Annotated in this window: 18 protein-coding genes and 1 tRNA gene; 6 read left to right on the forward strand and 13 right to left on the reverse strand. The window is 70.5% G+C overall.

What is annotated here, in order from left to right:
• Positions 1-10: 10 nt before the first annotated feature.
• Genes paaB through FHT38_RS15135 form a run of 5 tightly spaced genes read right to left on the reverse strand, consistent with a single transcriptional unit; the run spans position 11 to position 4,032 of the window.
• Positions 11-316: a 1,2-phenylacetyl-CoA epoxidase subunit PaaB gene (gene paaB / locus FHT38_RS15115; protein ID WP_147242123.1), complete on the reverse strand. Its 306-nt coding sequence runs from the start codon at positions 314-316 to the stop codon at positions 11-13.
• A gap of 44 nt (positions 317-360) precedes the next feature.
• Positions 361-1,362, reverse strand: coding sequence for a 1,2-phenylacetyl-CoA epoxidase subunit PaaA (gene paaA, locus FHT38_RS15120; RefSeq protein WP_183492246.1), 1,002 nt, complete (start codon positions 1,360-1,362; stop codon positions 361-363).
• A gap of 9 nt (positions 1,363-1,371) precedes the next feature.
• The gene (gene paaK / locus FHT38_RS15125; protein WP_183492247.1) at positions 1,372-2,679 is read right to left on the reverse strand and encodes a phenylacetate--CoA ligase PaaK; all 1,308 of its coding nucleotides are present in this window, start codon (positions 2,677-2,679) and stop codon (positions 1,372-1,374) included.
• Between the two features lie 37 nt (positions 2,680-2,716).
• Entirely contained in the window at positions 2,717-3,172 is a 456-nt protein-coding gene (paaI, locus tag FHT38_RS15130; protein ID WP_183492248.1) for a hydroxyphenylacetyl-CoA thioesterase PaaI, read from the reverse strand.
• Positions 3,172-4,032, reverse strand: a complete 861-nt coding sequence (locus FHT38_RS15135; protein WP_183492249.1) for an enoyl-CoA hydratase-related protein — start codon at positions 4,030-4,032, stop codon at positions 3,172-3,174. The genes paaI and FHT38_RS15135 overlap by 1 nt, the downstream gene beginning before the upstream one ends.
• A 211-nt stretch (positions 4,033-4,243) precedes the next feature.
• On the opposite strand from FHT38_RS15135, the gene FHT38_RS15140 reads away from it, so the two are divergent.
• Entirely contained in the window at positions 4,244-4,861 is a 618-nt protein-coding gene (locus FHT38_RS15140) for a phenylacetic acid degradation protein PaaY (protein ID WP_183492250.1), read from the forward strand.
• Positions 4,862-4,906: 45 nt separating this feature from the next.
• Here the strand turns inward: FHT38_RS15140 and FHT38_RS15145 are convergent, their stop codons facing one another.
• The gene (locus FHT38_RS15145) at positions 4,907-5,869 is read right to left on the reverse strand and encodes a carbohydrate kinase (protein ID WP_183492251.1); all 963 of its coding nucleotides are present in this window, start codon (positions 5,867-5,869) and stop codon (positions 4,907-4,909) included.
• 73 nt (positions 5,870-5,942) lie between these two features.
• A complete protein-coding gene (locus FHT38_RS15150; RefSeq protein ID WP_183480850.1) occupies positions 5,943-6,221 on the reverse strand; it encodes a DNA-binding transcriptional regulator in 279 nt (92 codons plus the stop codon).
• A gap of 154 nt (positions 6,222-6,375) precedes the next feature.
• Here FHT38_RS15150 and moaA point away from each other — a divergent pair, with 154 nt between their 5' ends.
• Genes moaA through FHT38_RS15160 form a run of 3 tightly spaced genes read left to right on the forward strand, consistent with a single transcriptional unit; the run spans position 6,376 to position 8,805 of the window.
• Positions 6,376-7,509: a GTP 3',8-cyclase MoaA gene (gene moaA, locus FHT38_RS15155; RefSeq protein WP_183492252.1), complete on the forward strand. Its 1,134-nt coding sequence runs from the start codon at positions 6,376-6,378 to the stop codon at positions 7,507-7,509.
• Positions 7,509-8,264 (forward strand): molybdenum cofactor guanylyltransferase, encoded by a 756-nt coding sequence (mobA, locus tag FHT38_RS25375; protein ID WP_255488697.1) that lies wholly within the window; start codon positions 7,509-7,511, stop codon positions 8,262-8,264. The genes moaA and mobA overlap by 1 nt, the downstream gene beginning before the upstream one ends.
• Complete coding sequence (locus FHT38_RS15160; protein ID WP_255488698.1) at positions 8,233-8,805, forward strand: GNAT family N-acetyltransferase; 573 nt, start codon at positions 8,233-8,235, stop codon at positions 8,803-8,805. Before mobA ends, FHT38_RS15160 begins: the two co-directional genes overlap by 32 nt.
• Before the next feature lie 135 nt (positions 8,806-8,940).
• On the opposite strand, the gene FHT38_RS15165 is transcribed toward FHT38_RS15160, so the two are convergent.
• On the reverse strand, positions 8,941-9,792 hold the full coding sequence (locus FHT38_RS15165) for a YceI family protein (protein ID WP_183492254.1): 852 nt from the start codon (positions 9,790-9,792) through the stop codon (positions 8,941-8,943).
• Positions 9,793-9,894: 102 nt separating this feature from the next.
• Between FHT38_RS15165 and FHT38_RS15170 the strand changes: the two genes are divergently transcribed.
• Both FHT38_RS15170 and FHT38_RS15175 read left to right on the forward strand, forming a co-directional pair.
• Positions 9,895-10,425, forward strand: a complete 531-nt coding sequence (locus FHT38_RS15170; protein WP_147241341.1) for a DUF962 domain-containing protein — start codon at positions 9,895-9,897, stop codon at positions 10,423-10,425.
• Positions 10,426-10,578: 153 nt separating this feature from the next.
• The gene (locus FHT38_RS15175) at positions 10,579-11,007 is read left to right on the forward strand and encodes a CBS domain-containing protein (RefSeq protein ID WP_147241340.1); all 429 of its coding nucleotides are present in this window, start codon (positions 10,579-10,581) and stop codon (positions 11,005-11,007) included.
• Between the two features lie 137 nt (positions 11,008-11,144).
• Here the strand turns inward: FHT38_RS15175 and FHT38_RS15180 are convergent, their stop codons facing one another.
• From FHT38_RS15180 to FHT38_RS15200, 5 genes are all read right to left on the reverse strand, one after another.
• Positions 11,145-11,723 carry a nitroreductase family protein gene (locus FHT38_RS15180; protein WP_183492255.1) on the reverse strand — a complete coding sequence of 193 codons (579 nt, stop codon included), beginning with the start codon at positions 11,721-11,723 and terminating at the stop codon, positions 11,145-11,147.
• 68 nt (positions 11,724-11,791) lie between these two features.
• Positions 11,792-13,429, reverse strand: coding sequence for a phosphonate ABC transporter, permease protein PhnE (gene phnE, locus FHT38_RS15185; RefSeq protein ID WP_255488699.1), 1,638 nt, complete (start codon positions 13,427-13,429; stop codon positions 11,792-11,794).
• A 71-nt stretch (positions 13,430-13,500) separates the two neighbouring features.
• Positions 13,501-14,316, reverse strand: a complete 816-nt coding sequence (locus FHT38_RS15190) for a phosphonate ABC transporter ATP-binding protein (protein ID WP_183492257.1) — start codon at positions 14,314-14,316, stop codon at positions 13,501-13,503.
• A 15-nt stretch (positions 14,317-14,331) separates the two neighbouring features.
• Positions 14,332-15,222 (reverse strand): putative selenate ABC transporter substrate-binding protein, encoded by an 891-nt coding sequence (locus FHT38_RS15195; protein ID WP_183480873.1) that lies wholly within the window; start codon positions 15,220-15,222, stop codon positions 14,332-14,334.
• A 250-nt stretch (positions 15,223-15,472) separates the two neighbouring features.
• Positions 15,473-15,568: transfer RNA gene (locus tag FHT38_RS15200), tRNA-Sec, on the reverse strand.
• Positions 15,569-15,585: the final 17 nt, after the last annotated feature.

The raw sequence follows: 15,585 nt of genomic DNA on the forward strand, positions 1-15,585 counted from the left end.
CGTCCGGTCCTCACATGTGGTCCAGCGAGGCGGGCAGGTCATAGAAGGTGGGGTGGCGATACACCTTGTCCTCCATCGGGTCGAACATCATCGACTTCTCGCCCGGATCCGACGCGACGATCGCCGACGAGGGCACGACCCAAATGCTCACGCCTTCCTGGCGGCGGGTGTAGACGTCGCGGGCCATCTGCAGGGCCATCTTCGCGTCGGGCGCATGCAGGCTGCCGCAATGCTTGTGGTCCAGGCCCGCCTTGTTGCGGACGAAGACTTCCCACAGGGGCCATTCGTTGGCGCCGGTCGTTTGGTTGATGCTCATGATTCGTGTGCTTCGAAGGTCGTGCGGAGGGCCTGGTCGTGCGATCAGGCCGCCTGGGCGGCGGTGGCGCGCTTGTTCGCGTGGGCCAGCGCGGCGTCGCGCACCCAGGCGCCCTCCTCCCAGGCCTTGACGCGGGTGGCCAGCCGCTCGGTGTTGCAGGGACCGTTGCCGCCGACGACGCGCCAGAACTCGTCCCAGTCGATCGCGCCGAAGTCGTGCTGCTCGCGCTGAGCATTCCACTTCAGGTCGGGGTCGGGCAGCGTCACGCCGAGCAGCTCGGCCTGCGGCACGGTCGCGTCGACGAACTTCTGACGCAGCTCGTCGTTGGTCAGGCGCTTGATGCCCCAGCGCATCGACTGCTCGGAGTTCGGCGAGTCCTTGTCCGCCGGGCCGAACATCATCAGCGAGGGCCACCACCAGCGGTTCACCGCGTCCTGGACCATCGCCTTCTGCGCCGCGGTGCCCTCGCGCATCATGACGAGCAGGCTCTCGTAGCCCTGGCGCTGGTGGAAGGACTCCTCGCGGCAGATGCGGATCATCGCGCGCGCATACGGCCCGTAGGAGCAGCGGCACAGCGGCACCTGGTTCATGATCGCCGCGCCGTCGACCAGCCAGCCGATCACGCCGATGTCGGCCCAGGTCAGCGTCGGATAGTTGAAGATCGAGCTGTACTTGGCCTTGCCGTTGTGCAGCGCGTCCAGCATCTGGTCGCGGCTGGTGCCCAGCGTCTCCGCGGCCGAGTACAGGTAGAGCCCGTGACCGCCCTCGTCTTGCACCTTCGCCAGCAGGATGGCCTTGCGCTTGAGCGTCGGGGCGCGCGTGATCCAGTTGCCCTCGGGCAGCATGCCGACGATCTCCGAGTGCCCGTGCTGGCTGATCTGCCGCACCAGCGTCTTGCGGTAGTGCTCCGGCATCCAGTCCTTGGCCTCGATGAAGTCGCCCGCGTCGATGCGGGCCTCGAAGGCCTCGTTGCGCTGCTGCTCCTCGGCGGTCTGCAGCTTGGCCGCCTGGTCCTGCGGACCGACGCTCATGGCTTGCGTGTACATGGGGACTCCTTACGAATGCTTCGGACGCTGGTCGACGACGCGGCGCGCCTTGCCCACCAGCGTGCGTTCGATCGAATCGGGCGCGCCGACCGTCACGCGGGTCGACACGCCGATCAGCGTCTTGATGCGGTGCTGCAGCGAGCGGCTCGCCGCCTGCGCGTCGCCGCCCGCGGCCGAGAGCTCGCAGCGCACCTCGACCTCGTCGAGGTGGCCGTCGCGGCTGACGACGATCTGGTACTGGCCCGACAGGCCGGGCTCAGCGAGCACCAGTTCCTCGATCTGCGTCGGGAACAGGTTGACGCCGCGGATGATCAGCATGTCGTCGCTGCGGCCGACGATCTTGCCCATGCGGCGCATGCTGCGCGCCGTCGGCGGCAGCAGCCGCGTCAGGTCGCGCGTGCGGTAGCGGATCACCGGTAGCGCCTCCTTGCTCAGCGAGGTGAAGACGAGCTCGCCCTCCGAGCCCTCGGGCAGCACCTCGCCGGTCTCGGGGTCGATGATCTCGGGATAGAAGTGGTCCTCCCAGATCACCGGGCCGTCCTTGGTCTCGATGCACTCGGACGCGACGCCCGGCCCCATCACCTCGGACAGGCCGTAGATGTCGACCGCGTCGATGCCGGCCTTGTGCTCGATCTCGCGGCGCATCGCCTCGGTCCAGGGCTCGGCGCCGAACACGCCGGTCTTGAGCGAACTGGCGCGCGGGTCCAGGCCCTGGCGCGCGAACTCCTCGACGATCACCTGCATGTAGCTCGGCGTGACCATGATCACGTCGGGCTTGAAGTCCTGGATCAGCTGGACCTGCTTCTCGGTCTGGCCGCCCGACATCGGGATCACGGTGCAGCCCAGCCGCTCGGCGCCGTAATGCGCGCCCAGGCCGCCGGTGAACAGGCCGTAGCCGTAGGCGACATGGACGATGTCACCCGCGCGCGTGCCGGCGGCGCGCAGCGAGCGCGCGACCAGGTCGGCCCAGGTGTCGATGTCGCGCCGCGTGTAGCCCACCACCGTCGGCTTGCCCGTGGTGCCCGAGGACGCGTGCACCCGCACGACCTGCTCGCGTGGCACAGCGAAGAGGCCGAACGGGTAGTTGTCGCGCAGGTCCTTCTTGGTCGTGAACGGGAACAGGCGCAGGTCGGCCAGGTCCTTCAGGTCGTCCGGATGCACGCCCTTGGCGTCGAAGGCGGCCCGGTAGTGCGGGACGTTCTCGTACGCATGCTTGAGCGTCCACTTCAGGCGCTGCAGCTGCAGCGCGCGCAGCTCGTCCTGGCTGGCGCGCTCGATGGGCTCGAGGTCCTCGGGCCGGAAGGTCTTCACCGTCATGGGTCTCGTCTCCTTGTCGCCGCGGGCTCGGGCCGGCTCAGCCGGGCAGCGGCAGGTCCGCCACCACGGGCCGGCCCTTCATGCGGTAGGACCGCCCGCGGAAGACCGCGATCAGCTCGTCGCGTTGATTGGTGATGCGGATGTCGTAGACGCCGGTGCGGCCGGCCAGCGAGGTCTCGCTGGCACGCGCCGTCAGGACATCCCCCAGCCGGGACGGCGCGACGAGGTCGATCGCGAAGCCCGACGCCACCGTCATCTCGTTGTGCGAGTTGCAGGCGAAGGCGAAACAGGAATCGGCCAGCGTCGTCACGAAGCCGCCGTGGCAGATGTCGAAGCCGTTGAGCATGTCCTCGCGCACCGTCATCGACAGCGTCGCGGTGCCGGGGCCGATCGCGTCGATGCACAGGCCCAGGCCCTGCGACGCGCGGTCGTTGGCGAACATGGTGTCGCGCACCGCCTCGGCGATGCGCTGCGGATCGAGGGCCTCGCGCATCAGCGGTCCTTGAACACCGGCGCGCGCTTGGACAGGAAGGCGGCCGCGCCCTCCAGGTAGTCGTGCGCGTAGCCGAGCTGGCTCTGCAGCTTGGCCTCGAGCTTGAGCGCGTCCTCGAACTCCAGGTCCATCGACGCATCGAGCGCCTGGCGCGTCTGCACCAGCGCGCGGGTCGGCATCTTCGCCAGCTTCTGCGCGGTGGCCATGGCTTCGCTCTGCAGCTCGCCGTCGGCGACGCAACGCGCGATCAGGCCCCAGGCTTGCGCGTCGGCTGCGGGCAGCTTGTCGCCCAGCAGTGCCAGTTGCAGCGCACGGGCGCGGCCCACCAGCCGCGTCAGCAGCCAGGTGCCGCCGCAGTCGGGCACCAGTCCGATCTTGGAGAAGGCCTGGATGAACGAGGCCGACTGGCCAGCCAGCACCAGGTCGCAGCCCAGCGCGAAGTTGGCGCCGGCGCCCGCGGCGACGCCGTTGACCGCGCAGACGGTCGGCACTGGCATGCTGCGCAGGCGCAGCGCCAGCGGGATGTAGTAATGGTCCAGCAGGTTGCCGATGTCCTTGGCCTTGGGCTTGCGCTGCGGATCGGCGTCGCCCGCGTGGTCGTCGAACTCGGGCTTGATGTGCGGGTCGGACAGGTCTTGGCCGGCGCAGAACGCGCGGCCGGCGCCGGTGATGAGCACCGCCCTCACCGCCTCGTCGTGCGCCGCCTCGTCCAGGGCGATGCGCAGCTGGCCCAGCAGGCCGGTCGTGAACGCATTCAGCGCCTGCGGCCGGTTCAGTGTCAGGACGCGCACGGCGCCTTCGGTGCTGATCAGCAGCGAACTGTCTTCGGCGGTGGACGGGGGGGTGGGGGTGGTGCTCATTCGGCTTGTCTCCTCGGCCTGAGGGGGATTCAGCTTTTGCAGCTTTTTTGATCGGCTTCTATTTACCGACCGGTCGGTAGATACTACGAGCCATCGGATCCCAACACAAGGCCAGTGACCTAGGGTTACCACCAAGATCGCGGTCATTTACAGGGAAAGTTCCCCTGGTGCTGGGGCCGAGGACGCCCGAACCACGATAGGAGACGAATCCATGCCCTGCTATGCCATCGACGGCCTGTCGCCGGTCGTCCATCCCAGCGCCCATGTGCATCCGACGGCGGTGCTGATCGGGGACGTGATCGTCGGGCCGGACTGCTACGTCGGGCCCTGCGCCTCGCTGCGGGGCGACTTCGGGCGGATCCGGCTGATGGCGGGCGCCAACGTGCAGGACACCTGCGTGATCCACGGCTTCCCGGGGTCGGACACCATCGTCGAGACCAACGGCCACATCGGCCACGGCGCGGTGCTGCACGGCTGCGTGGTGCGCCACGACGCGCTGGTCGGCATGAACGCGGTGGTGATGGACGAGGCGGAGGTCGGCGCCTACAGCATCGTCGCGGCCTGCGCGTTCGTGCGGGCGGGGCTGAAGCTGCCGGAGAGGTCGCTGATCGCCGGGCTGCCGGCCAAGGTGATGCGGCCGCTGACCGAGGACGAGATCCGCTGGAAGCGCGAAGGCACCGAGACCTACCAGGACCTGACGCGGCGCTGCCACGCCAGCCTGGTCGAGGTCAGCCCGCTGGCCGAGGAAGAGGCCGACCGACCGCGCCTGCAGGTCGGCGGCCCCAAGACGCTGGTGGCGACAAGACGCGAGGACGACGGCAGCGCCTGAGCGTGCTGGCACCGCCTTGAACGCGGTGGCGGCGCCTGGGCGCCGTCAGACCATTTCGGCCCGCTGCACCTGCACCTGATCGATCAGCGCGGTCACCAGGCCGGACGTCAGCCCGTGCACGCCCGCGCCCGAGCAGGCCGCGGCGCCGGCCGCGACGGCCCAGCGCAGGTGCTCCTCGGGCTCGTGGGTCGCGCCGTTCATCAGGCTGTAGAGCAGCCCGGCCATGGCGGCATCGCCGGCGCCGATCGTGTCCACGACCGCGTCCAGCGGCGGCGGCGCGGCGCTGAGGTCGGCCTTCGGATGGAACAGCTGGGCGCCGCGCTCCCCCAGCGTCAGCATCACGATGGCGCGCGGGTTCCAGGCGGCGATCTGCGCCAGGCCGACATGGTGGTCGCGGCTGCGGAACAGCCCGCGCAGGTCTTCGTCCGACACCTTGATCACGTCCGCCAGCCGGCACATGCGCTCCAGCGTGCGGTCATAGCGCGAGTCCATCGAGATCCGGTAGTTCGGGTCGTAGCTGATGCGGGCGCCCTCGTCCTTGAGGGACTCGGCCAGCGCGATCAGCCGCGCGGCCAGCGGCTCGCGCGTCAGGCTGATCGAGCCGAAGTGGGCCCAGCGCAGCGCCCGGCGCCAGCCGGCGGGCAGCGCATGGGGGCGGAAATGCAGGTCGGCGCTGTCGTCGCCAACGAAGGCGTACTCCGGCGGCGACACCTGATGGACGAAGGCCATCAGCGGCGACTTGGCGAACTGCTGGATGAAGCGCAGGTCCAGGTGGGCGTCCGCGCTGGCCTGCCAGAGTTCCTGGCCGAAGGGGTCCTTGCTCAGGCCACCGGCGAAGGCGCTGAGCTGGCCGAGCCGCGACATCGCGATGGCCACGTTCCACGGCGAGCCCCCGCTGCGGCTGCACCAGGTGCCGGGACCGGTGCGGATCATGTCGGTGAGGGCCTCGCCGAAGGAGACGAAGCTGGCCAGGTCCGCATGGACCACGGTCGTGGGGGTCAAGCTCATTCCGGGATTCGAACGCGCCTGACCTTCCGGTGCAAGTGACAAGTCCTACAGGGTGACGACCCGCGGGGCCGATTCAGCGCAGTTCCAACAGGACCTCCGGATGGGCCATCGCGACCCGGAGCAAGGCCCGGGCAGCGCCAGTCGGCTCGCGCCGGCCTTGTTCCCATTCCTGCAGCGTGCGCTTGGACACGCCCAGCAGTCCAGCGAAGTCGGCCTGCGACAGACCGGTGCGGGCCCGTGCTTCCGCGGCGCCAGGCACTTCGACGCGAGTGACTCGCGCGGCCTTGCCCGCTTTCATCTGCCGGATCGAGTCCAACAGATCCTGCTGAAACTTCTCCTGATCGTCAGGCATCTTCGACTCCTTGCTTCAGCTGTTCCGAAGATTGTGGCGACCCTCGACGAGTGGGCTGGCCAGGAACGGCTCGCCGTGTCCGATTCACGAGACACCGCGCCGCCCTTGACCATCCTCGGACGAGGCGATGCGGCCGGCGGCACAATCGCTCCCCATGACCGATGGTGTGATTCCGCTGCTCGATCTGCGCCAGATCGGGCGGACGCCTCCCGTGCCGCATCCCCTCCCCCCGCCCCGCCCGGGGCCGTGGCTGGACGCGCGCGGCCGGCCGCTGCGCGACCTGCGCATCTCGGTCACCGACCGCTGCAACTTCCGCTGCAGCTACTGCATGCCGAAGGAAGTGTTCGACAAGCACTACACCTTCCTCCCCCACCGCGACCTGTTGTCCTTCGAGGAAATCACCCGTCTGGCGGGCGTCTTCGCCGGCCTGGGGGTTCAGAAACTGCGCCTGACCGGCGGCGAACCGCTGCTGCGCCGCAACCTCGAGGCGCTGATCGCCCAGCTGGCCGAGCTGCGCACGCCCGAGGGCCAGCCGCTCGACCTGACGCTGACCACCAACGGCTCGCTGCTGGCGCGCAAGGCGCGGGCGCTGCGGGACGCGGGCCTGCGCCGGGTCACCGTCAGCCTGGACGCGCTCGACGACGCCATCTTCCGCCGCATGAACGATGTCGACTTCCCGGTCGCCGAGGTGCTGCGCGGCATCGAGGCCGCCCAGGCCGCCGGCCTGGCGCCGATCAAGGTCAACATGGTGGTCAAGCGCGGCACCAACGACGACCAGATCGTCCCCATGGCGCGCCACTTCCGCGGCACCGGCGTGGTGCTGCGCTTCATCGAGTACATGGACGTCGGCATGAGCAACGGCTGGCGCATGGACGAGGTGCTGCCGTCCGCGCAGGTCCTGGCCCGCCTGCGCGAGGACGCCGAGCTGGTCCCCCTCGCCGCCACCGTGGAGGGCGAAACCGCCACCCGCTGGGGCTACGCCGACGGCAGCGGCGAGATCGGCCTCATCTCCAGCGTCACCCAAGCCTTCTGCGGCGACTGCAACCGCGCGCGGCTCTCCACCGAGGGCCGGCTCTACACCTGCCTGTTCGCCGGCGATGGCCACGACCTGCGCGCGCTGCTGCGCGGCGACGGCGAGCACCCGCCGCGGTCCGACGCCGAGATCGCCGCCGCGCTGGGCGCGCTCTGGACCCGGCGCGGCGACCGCTACTCGGAGCTGCGCGCCAGCCTGCCGGCGGCGGACTCCGGCCCGGCGCGCCGCGTCGAGATGCACTACATCGGCGGCTGATGCGCGCCACCGCGCTGATCCTCTGCGGCGGCCGCGCCACCCGCATGGGCGGCGTCGACAAGCCGCTCCAGCCCTTCCAGGGCCGGGCGCTGGTCCACCATGTCATCGAGCGCATCGCCCCCCAGACCGGCGGCCGGATCCTCATCAGCGCCAATCGACACCTCGACGACTACCGCCGCCTCGGCCACCCAGTCCTGCCCGACCCGCTGCCGGACTTCCCCGGACCGCTGGCCGGCATCCTCGCCGGGCTGACGGCGCTTGCGGATGCCCGGACTGCCTCCGGCCCCCGCCTCACCGACGCCTCCGACGCGAACGGTGCCTCGCCCGTTGATCGCGGCCCCGACGACCGCCATCCCGGCGACCACAGCGCGGGCGATCGCGGTCACGGCGACGGCAATGACCGCGTCGGCACCGACTGGCTGCTCGTCGTCGGCGGCGACTGCCCCTGGCTGCCGACCGACCTGCTCGACCGCCTGGCCGCCGGGATCGGACCGGACCACAGCGCCGCGATGGCGCTAGGCCGCGAGGCGCCAGGCGAGCCGCTGCGCCCCCAGCCTTTGGCCAGCCTGATCCATGTCCGGCACCGTGCCGGGCTGGCGGCGGCGCTGGACGCGGGCGAACGGCGCGTCGAGGGCTGGCTGCGTTCGCTGCCGCTGGCGCGGGTCGCCTTCGACCGGCCGGCGGACGAGCGCGCCTTCGCCAACATCAACGACAGGAGCGAGCTTGAGCGACTCGAACGACTGGACCGCGGCTGAGGGCCGACCGGCCGAGGGCGTGATCACGCTGCGCCTGCTGACCGAAGCGGACCTGCCGGCCTACAAGGCCCTGCGCGACGCGATGCTCGCGCGGCACGAGCAGGCCTTCACCTCCGACGCCGAGACCGAGCGCGCCCGCGACGCGTCGAGCTACCGCGTGCGGCTGCATCCGCAGGCGGGCGGCAAGTCGCTGTTCACGCTGGGCGCGTGGTCGGGCGAGCGGCTGGTGGGTGCCCTGACCTGCGAGCACGAGAACCGCAAGAAGGTGATGCACGTCGCGCACCTGATCGGGATGATGGTTGACGACGAAGTCCGTGGACGCGGCATCGGCAAGCGCCTGCTGCGGCAGGCCCTAGCGCTGCTGCGTCGCGAGCCGCGGCTGGAGATAGTCACGCTCAGCGTCACGGCGGGCAACCAGGCGGCGATCGCGCTCTACCGGCAGGCGGGCTTCACCCGCTACGGCCACCTGCCCCGCGCCATCCGTCTCTCCGATGGCCGCTACTACGCCAAGGACCTGATGAGCCTCGACCTGAGGCCTTGATCGCCGCAGATGCCCAGGCCCGCCACCAGCGAGCATCGCTGGGGCCGGAATACCGCTTGGGGGTCCAGGAGGGATCCCCCATGCGGTGTGGAGAGCCCGCGCCTGGCGCCCCGCAGTCCTCCCGGCGCAAGGCGCTCAATCACACGCCACCGCGGGAACAGCCGCGACGTCGACGTCCACGGTCAACTCGTCCTGGATCGCGAGCAGCCCTCCGAGGATGGAGAACGGCGTGATGCCGAAGTCGCTCTGACGGAGGACGAGCGCCCCCTGCGTCCTCAGGACCGAGCTCCCCGCATCCCCCGCAGGACGGACCACCCGCACCGGCACGTCGAGCAGGCGGGTCTGGCCGTGCCAGTTGACGGCGAGCTTGAGCGCCAGCACCGGGAAGGCGCCAGCGACGGCGGTGCTGCGCATCGCGATGACCGGGAAGCGCTCGCCGTCGATGGCCCGGAGCAGGTTGGCGCGGGTGCCGGCCACGTCGGACGCGGAGGGTGTGCTGGCGAACCCGGGCCCGAGCGGCGCGCGCCACTCGGGTTTGTCGATGGCCAGGTCATCGAGCCGGAAGGCCAGTTCGACGCCGGCGCCGGCGATGCCGTCGGTGGGGACGAAGACCTGGCCGGTGAGCCGCTCGACGCCGATCACGTGGTTGTGGCCGACCTTGGCGAGGCGTCCGGCGCGAAAGACGTGGATGCGGACCTGCGAAGTGGCCGCGTCGACGCGATAGAGCCGGCCTTCGCCGCGTTGCTGCGCGGCGAGCCAGGCCGTGCAGGACGACGGGCCTGGCGACGATGGGGCCTCGCTGGCGCGGGCGCCGGACGTCGTGGCTGTCGGCGTTGTCGCTGTCGGCGTCGTGGCGGGAGGCGCGGTGCCGCACCCGGCCAGCGCGCCTCCGAGCAGCAGCGCGGCGATCGCCGACGCGGCCGACCTTCCGCCGCCGCGCCGATGCGCGCCTGGAGGCACCTCATTTGCCGGCGTCAACACTTGCATAGGGGTAAACCAAGAGTGGTCAGAACTGCATTCTGAACGGCATAAACAAGCTGGTCGCACTAGCATTGCGACATCATGACGACACCTCGCACGGAGACTGCCATGGCACGCCAAGCCACCGACCTGATGGCGCAGTACGCCGCCTACCACCGCGATCGCCGCAACATCGCCACCCATTTTGTCGGCATCCCGCTGATCGTCTTCGCGATCGGCGTGCTGCTGGCGCGGGCGCAATTCCATGTCGGCGACTGGACGGTTTCCGCCGCCTGGCTGGTCTGGGGCGGCGCGACAGTCTGGTACCTGACGCGGGGCAATTTCGTGCTGGGCCTGTCCACGGCGCTGGTCAACGCGGTGCTGATGGCGCTGGCGCATCCGCTGGCGGACGGCTCCTTCGGCAGCTGGCTGGCCTGGGGCCTGGGCAGCTTCATCGTCGGCTGGATCATCCAGTTCGTCGGCCACTATTACGAGGGCCGCAAGCCCGCCTTCGTCGACGACCTGGTGGGATTGCTGGTCGGTCCGATGTTCGTCGTCGGCGAGGCCCTGTTCGCGATGGGCTGGGGCCGCGACCTGCTCGCCGAGATCGAGCGCCGCGCCGGCCCGACCCATCTGCGCGACCTGACCCACCCGGCCTGAGCCGGGCCGGCTGGCGCGGCCGAGCGGGCCGATCCCGCCCGCGCGACCGCGCGTCACCCCTTGTGGGGGTCGGGTCTTGCAGGGGCTTGCAGCCCCGGTCCAAGGCGCTTATCTTGGACGTCCGAGTTCCGTCAGATGTCGCCAGGAGGCCCCATGAAACCGGTGTCCGAACTGCTGAAGAATCGCGGCCCGAGCGTCTGGCGCGTCGCGCCGGAAGCCACGGTGTTCGATGCGCTGCACCTGCTTGCGCAGCATGATGTCGGCGCCTTGCTGGTGATGGAGGGCGATCGGCTGCTCGGCATCTTCTCGGAGCGCGACTACACGCGGAAGATCGCCTTGCAGGGGCGTGATTCGCGGCACACGCCGGTCAAGGATGTGATGACGCCCAACGTGTTCGTGGTGAAACCCGACACCGACTGCCGCGAATGCATGAGCCTGATGAGCCAGCGCAAGATCCGCCACCTGCCCGTCGTCCAGGGCAACCAGGTCGTGGGCATGCTCTCGATCCGCGACTTGATGGACAACATCATCGCCGACGACGAGATGACTATCGCCCACCTCCAAACCTACATCTACGGCTAAGGGGCGAGGCCCTGATTGGGGCGCCCCGCGTCGTTGCAAATCCTCGCCATAGCGCTGCTATGGCTGCGGTTTGCGCCTAGCGCTGCACCCCAATCAGGGCCTCGCCGAACGCAGGACTGCGGCGAAGGCAGGGGCGGTCAGCCTGGCCAGAATTGAAGCGCACTGTCGGCGCCGGACTTCGGCGGGCGTGCCTTCGGGGGCTTGTCGGGGGATGAGGGGGTGCCCATCGCGATCCAGCCGAGCAAGGTCTCGCCCGGCTCGCAGAACGCGGCGATGAGGCCCGGATCGCGCGCCTTCGCACCGCTGAGCATCTTTCCGCCGAAACCCAGCGCCTGCGCGGCATTCAGGAAATTGGTCAGCGCGCCACCGACGCAGGCCCACTGCTCATGCGCCGGCACCTGCGGATGACCCAGGTCCAGGCGCGCGACCACCGCCACCGTCACCGGCGGGCGCAGCGCGCGCTCCTCGTCCATCGCGATGCCCGACTCGTCCTTGCCCGCCCGGCGCGCAGCCGCCGCGAACAGCGCGGCCATCGACCGGCGCGCCTCCCCGCGCACGACCTTGAATCGGAACGGCACCAGCGCCGCATGGTCAGGCGCGTGCAGCGCCGCCTCCGTCATCGCGGCCAGCGCCGCATCGTCCGGGCCCGGCTCGATCAAGTACTTCGGACCCACCGATGCGCGCGTGAGCAGCAGCTTCAGGGCTTGGTCGTTCATGGCGCCCCTCCTTCATCCAAGGGCTTGCGGCATCGTGCCGCCGAAGCGGCGACCCACGACGCCGCCAATCAATGATTCAAGCGCCGCCGCGCCGCGTAGGAGCAGGCATCGACGGCCATCACCAGCACCAGCATCGCCAGCAGCACGGTGCAAGTCTCCCGCATCTGGAACAGGCTCAGGTGCAGGCTGAGCATCTGCCCCAGACCTCCCGCACCCACGACGCCCAGCACCGTCGCGGCCCGGATGTTGTTCTCCCATCGGTAGAGCGTGTAGCTGAGCAGCTGCGGCGCCGCCTGCGGCAGCGTCGCGAAGGCGAAGACCTGCCAGCGCGACGCGCCCGCCCAGCGCAGCGCCTGGGCGGTCTGCGGCGGCGCGTTCTCGAGCGCCTCGGCCATCAGCCGGCCCAGCACGCCGGTCGTGTGCAGCGCCAGCGCCAAGGTGCCCGGCATCGGCCCCAGTCCCGCCGCCACCAGCAGCAGCGACGCCCAGACCAGCTCCGGCACGCTGCGCAGCGCATTGAGCAGCAGCCGCGATGCCCAGCGCAGCGGCCCCGGCGGCCGACTCGCCAGCAGCGCCACCGCGAGTCCGGCGATCGCCGCCAGCCCGCTGCCCAGCGCCGACATCGCCAGCGTCTCCAGCGCGCCCTGCCCGACCCGACCGAGGAAGTCCGGCGCGAGTTGAGGCGGGAAGAACTCGGCCAGGAAGCGGCCCATCTCCGCCAGGGCACCGGCGCCGAGCAGCTCGCCCCAGCGCAGCGGCAGCGTGACGACGCTCATCACCAGCAGCGCCAGCAGTGCCGCCAGCAACGCCCGCAGCCCCCAGCGCGCGGGCGGTCGGGCGGACAGCGGATGCCGCGACTCGCCGCCCTGCCCCGCGGTGCGCGCCGGCCGCAGCCAGGCGCTGATGCGGTCGGCCATGGCCACCAGGGCGATGAAGATCAGCAGGATGGTCGCCACCTCGGAGCCGGCGAACATCTTGGTCGCGTTGTCCAGTTGCTGGCCCAGCCCACCGGCGCCGACGAAGCCCAGCACCACCGAGGAGCGGATCGCGCATTCCCAGCGGTAGACGGTGTAGCTGACCAGTTCCTCCGAGCAGTTGGGCAGCGCACCGAACAGCAGCGCCTGCAGGCGCCCGGCGCCGCCGCGCAGCAGCGCCTGCGTCGGCGCGGCGTCGGCGCTCTCCAGGATCTCGGCGTAGACCTTGCCCAGCATCCCGCCGTAGGACAGCGCGATCGCCAGCACGCCCGCGCCCGGTCCCAGGCCGATCACGCGCACCAGCATCAGCGCCCACACGAGTTCCGGCACCGAGCGCAGCACGATCAGCACTGCTCGCACCGCCCAGCGCAGCGCCGCCGGCCCCGCCGCCATGCGGCCGCTCAGCGCCGACACGGACAGCCGCGCCGTCGCCAGCAGCGCCAGCGGCACCGCGATCACCCAGGCGAGCGCCAGCCCGACCGTCGCCATCGCCACGGTGCGCCAGGTGTCGGCGGCGAGCATGGTCAGGAACTCGAGGTCCACGCGCGGCGTCAGGAACTGCCCGGCAAAGCGCATCGTCGCGCGCAGGCTGCGCTCGTCCAGCAGCTCCCAGGGTCGGAACTCGCACCAGACCAGCAGCGGCCACAGCACGACCAGCGCGGCCACCACGAGCCCGAGCCGCCGAGCGGCCGCCGGGTCGCGCCGCCACGGCGCCGTGGCCGTCGATGACAACGCGCGGTCAGTGCCACCTCCGCCGCCACGACCACTTCCTGGGCCGTCGTGCCGTTCGGCGCTGCCGGCGTTCATCGGCACATCGCCTGCGGCGGTGCGGCGGTCATCGGCGCGTCGTCGGGCGTCGAGGGGGATTCATTCAGCAGGTCGGCGTAGATCTCGTCCAGCTGGCGGGCGCCGAGGCCCTGCGGCGGGCCGTCGTAGACGAGTCGGCCCTGGCGCAGCGCGATCACGCGCGGGAACAGGCGGCAGGCGAGATCGACCTGATGCAGGCTGCACACGAGGGTGCGGTCCTGGGCGCGCGCGGCGTCCTGCAGGACGGCGAGTACCCGCTGCGCGCGCTGCGGATCGAGGGCCGAGAGCGGCTCATCGGCGAGCCAGAGCCGTGCCTGGGACACCAGCAGTCGCGCCACGGCCACGCGCTGGCGTTCGCCGCCGGAGAGCTGGTCCACGCGCGACCAGAGCCGGGCGCCGAGCTCCAGCCGGTCCAGCGCGTCGAAGGCCAGCCGGGCCTGGGCCTGGTCGGGGCTGAACAGCATGCGCAAGCTGCGGGCCACCGAGGCACCGGGCAGCCGACCGGCCAGCACGGCGGTCACGACGCGCTGGCGTGGGGGCAGCGGTGGGTGCTGCGGCGCCAGCATCAGCGTGCGGCGCAGCTGGTGGCGTGCGCGTGAGGACAGCGCCCAGCCGTCCTGGCCGCCCAGGCGCAGCGTGCCAGCGGCGGGGCGCGAGGCCAGGGCCAGCGCATGCAGCAGCGAGGTCTTGCCGGCGCCCGAGGCGCCGATCAGTGCGACCTGCTCGCCGGGCTCGATCCGCAGCGACAGCGGCTCGATCAGCGTGCGCGCGCCGGCCTGCAGCTGCAGGCCGTCCAACACCAGCAGGGACATCGCGCTCGTCTCAGCTCACTTCAGCAGGCCGGCGTTCTCGGCGGCCGCCTTGATGCCGGCGTAGTTCTCCGGCTGCGTTGGCACGAACTTCGTCGCGCGCTGCAGCTCGAGGATCTCCTTGCCTTCCGGCGTCGAGGGGCTCAGCTTCAGGAAGGCGGCCTTGAGCTTTTCCTTCGTCGCGGCGGGCAGGTCGGCGTGGACGCTCCAGTTGTAGTCGTAATACGGCGGGGTGGTGAAGAACACCTTCAGGGTGCCGGTGTCGACCTTCTTCTCGGCGACCAGTTTTTCCCAGACGGAGATGTTGAGCGCGCCGGCGTCGACCTTGCCGGACGCGACTGCGGCGACGGTGGCGTCATGCGCGCCGGAGAAGGAGATGCGTTTGAGGTCGGTATCGGGATTGATCTTCGCGGCGAGGAGGAAGGAGCGCGGCATCAGGTGGCCGGAGGTCGAGGAGGCGGAGCCGAAGCTGAGCGTCTTGCCTTTGAGGTCCTCGAGCTTGCGGATGCCGGACTGGGTATCGGTGATGAAGACGGAGCGGAATTTTTCGTCTTCCTCGCGTTGCACGAGGGGGACGATCTTGCCGCCGGAGCGCACGTTCGCCTGCACGAAGGTGAAGCCTCCGAACCAGGCCAGTTCGACCTTCTTGTTGGCGAGGGCCTCGACGGCGGCGGCGTAGTCGGTGACGGGGGTCCACTCGACCTTCACGCCGAGTTCCTTCTCGAGGTACTTGCCGAGCGGCGCGAACTTGCGCGCCAGTTCGGTTGGTGACTCGTCGGGAATGGCGGTCACGCGGAGGACCGGCGGCGAGGTCTGGGCCTGGGCGGAACCGATGCTGCTCGCGATGATCAGCGAGGCGGTGGCGATCCCCTGCAGCGCACGGCTGACATGGTGGAAGAGGCTGGACATCAGAGAGCTCCTGGGGGTGAGTTATCCGCGGTCAAAGAACTGGCTGCCCGAGCGGCGGCCGCATGAGCCAGCGCCAAGAGGACTGCCGGCAGTCAAAGAATTTGCCGCCCTTAGGGCGGCCGCAGTAGCCAGCGACATCGGATGGCCGTTGCGAGCGGCCCGAGGTTGCGCCGAGGAGCGGAGCCGTACTGTCGTACGGCGAGCACCGCAGGCGCAAGATCGGGCCGCGCAGCCGGCCAGCCGATGTCGCTGGCGGAGGGGCGTGGGGGTCGAACCCACCCAACGGCGCATGGCGCCATTCACCGGATTTGAAGTCCGGCCGATCCACCGGGGTCGTTGCCTCTCCGTTGTTGGGGTGTGCGG

It is taken from the genome of Mitsuaria sp. BK041 (assembly GCF_014193085.1).
In the GTDB taxonomy this organism is placed as follows: Bacteria; Pseudomonadota; Gammaproteobacteria; order Burkholderiales; family Burkholderiaceae_C; genus Roseateles.